Here is a 2,105-nt window from a genome sequence, read left to right on the forward strand (position 1 = left end):
TTTACTTCTTCCAGTTTCTCCTCTTCAGCAATAATAGGATAAGGTATACTTGCTATAGTTCTTGCAAGGCGAATGCGGCTACTCATCACAATATCACTACTCGGCCCTTCTTCACGTATCCAAGGGCTAATAGCATCATTCATAAAATGTTCGAGTGTCATGCATTATCACCTGCTTCTTTATCTCTTATATTAGCTTCAAGCTCCTTAATCTGATCCCTTACTTTAGCTGCCTCTTCAAATGCTTCATTTTCTATCAATTGCTGTATTTGACTCTTGTACTGGTTCAACTGACGTTTCATTTGTAGATCATTACCTGCACGGTTAGGTATTTTTCCATAATGTTTTGTATTACCCGCATGGACTCGTCTTAATATTGGATGTAGTATACACTATTGATTAAAAGAGAGGTGCTAAAGTGGTTGATTATATGAATTTCGATGTAATGCTTTTCGATGAGTTAATTGCTACCGTCAATCTGAAACCTAAAGGGAGCGATAAACCCTATGTTGTTAACTATATAGAAGGATTCAATAAGCAATTCTCACCTAATCCTGAAGGGTATATCACAAGAGAAGAAATAGAAAGATGGTTGAAATGGCGAACGTTTCCCAAAACACGAGCGAATGCCAATGAAATATTATCTGCACTCGGCATAAATAGTTATAATCGTTGGGCGATTGTAAGGAAAACACATGGAGTTATGGCAGATGACGAAATCTGGTTACGTTTCAAAGGAGAAGAAACATTAAAGCATCGAGATGCAACGATACGTAAATCGTTTTCTTATTCCGACAGTGGACGCAACGATGAGTAGACGTGCGGTGCTGACGCAGCGAACGGTGCTTGCCAGTGTGATCGGGTTCCTTGCAGCGGTGCTCGTTCCGCTTGCCGTGCCGATGCTGCTGCCGGTGGCCTCCGCGCACGACACCCTGATCTCCTCGAGCCCGGCCACGGGAGAGAGCCTTGAACAGGCCCCGAAAACCCTCGAGCTCACCTATAGCGACGAGGTGCTCAACCTCTCGCCCGTCGTGCGGCTGTCCAACTCCGCGGGGGAGGAAATCTTCACGCAGACCCCCGCGGTCTCCGGTAACACCGCCTCGATCGACCTTCCTGCGCTCCCTGCCGACAGCTATCGAGTGCAGTGGCGTGTGGTCTCTTCGGACGGCCACCCCATCGAGGGCACCGTCGATTTCACCGTCAGCAGTCCCCGGGATACCGATGGAGCCCCGGGGTGGCGCGGGCTGGCCCCACCCACGGTACGTGCCCCACCTGGCAGGGCCATGGCGAGGAGCCGGGGAAACTGCGCCAGGGTGGTCGGGGTGTCAGGTCGTCGGGGCGTCGTAGGTCCGGGGAGCCGTGTGGAGCACCGTGGCCCGCACGGCTCCCCGTGACGCCCGGCGGATCAGACGTCCACCACGTCCTCGGCGCCCACAGCAGCGAGCGCCGGGTCCTCCAGGAAGGGAGCGTCATCGGAAGGCTCGGTACGCACCATCACGGCCGCCGTGGACCTCGGAGCCAGCACCCCGCCTCCGGGATTGCAGCTGGTGAACCCCAGTTCGTTCGACTTGTAGGAGGGGGCGATGGTGACCGTCTCGTCACGCTCGCGCAGAGGTCCGTTGCGGTCATCGGCACCCGCGTGATTTGGACTAAGGAAACCAGTTTCACTTTCTCCAACCGAAACATGAAATGAATTTAGATTGATAGGGATTTGTGAAAATATAAGGAAAAGGTTTTCAGGTTGTTTTTTAATCGTTAAAGAATCTTTAAATTTATCAACTGCATTTAATAAGATGATTTAATAATAAATCAACAGGGTATACTATATTATTATATAAAGCAGGAGGGTATTCAATTGAGAACAGACGAAAAAAACATATCAGTCTTTGCCCTTGGCGGCTTAAATGAAATTGGGAAAAATATGTACGCTATTGAATATGGAAATGATATCGTAGTCATCGATTGCGGAAATAAATTCCCAGATGAAAGTTTATTAGGAATTGATCTCATTATCCCTGATATGTCTTATCTTATAGAGAACCAAGAAAAGGTAAGAGCTTTGATTGTCACACATGGACATGAAGATCATATTGGCGGCGTCCCTTT

Annotated in this window: 4 protein-coding genes; 3 read left to right on the top strand and 1 reads right to left on the bottom strand. The window is 48.7% G+C overall.

The annotated features are described in order from the left end of the window. Window positions 1-157: 157 nt before the first annotated feature. Window positions 158-301, bottom strand: coding sequence for a UvrB/UvrC motif-containing protein (locus BTM36_RS29520; protein WP_077235271.1), 144 nt, complete (start codon window positions 299-301; stop codon window positions 158-160). A 128-nt stretch (window positions 302-429) separates the two neighbouring features. Here BTM36_RS29520 and BTM36_RS29525 point away from each other — a divergent pair, with 128 nt between their 5' ends. The 3 genes from BTM36_RS29525 to BTM36_RS29535 form a co-directional block, all read left to right on the top strand. Further along, window positions 430-816 (top strand): hypothetical protein, encoded by a 387-nt coding sequence (locus tag BTM36_RS29525; protein WP_217349529.1) that lies wholly within the window; start codon window positions 430-432, stop codon window positions 814-816. Next, the gene (locus BTM36_RS29530; protein ID WP_168189736.1) at window positions 809-1,393 is read left to right on the top strand and encodes a copper resistance CopC family protein; all 585 of its coding nucleotides are present in this window, start codon (window positions 809-811) and stop codon (window positions 1,391-1,393) included. The genes BTM36_RS29525 and BTM36_RS29530 overlap by 8 nt, the downstream gene beginning before the upstream one ends. A 461-nt stretch (window positions 1,394-1,854) precedes the next feature. Further along, window positions 1,855-2,105: MBL fold metallo-hydrolase (locus BTM36_RS29535; protein ID WP_254426906.1), on the top strand; the 251-nt coding region annotated here is incomplete at its 3' end.

The organism is Herbaspirillum sp. VT-16-41 (assembly GCF_001994935.1).
GTDB lineage: Bacteria > Pseudomonadota > Gammaproteobacteria > Burkholderiales > Burkholderiaceae_D > Herbaspirillum > Herbaspirillum frisingense.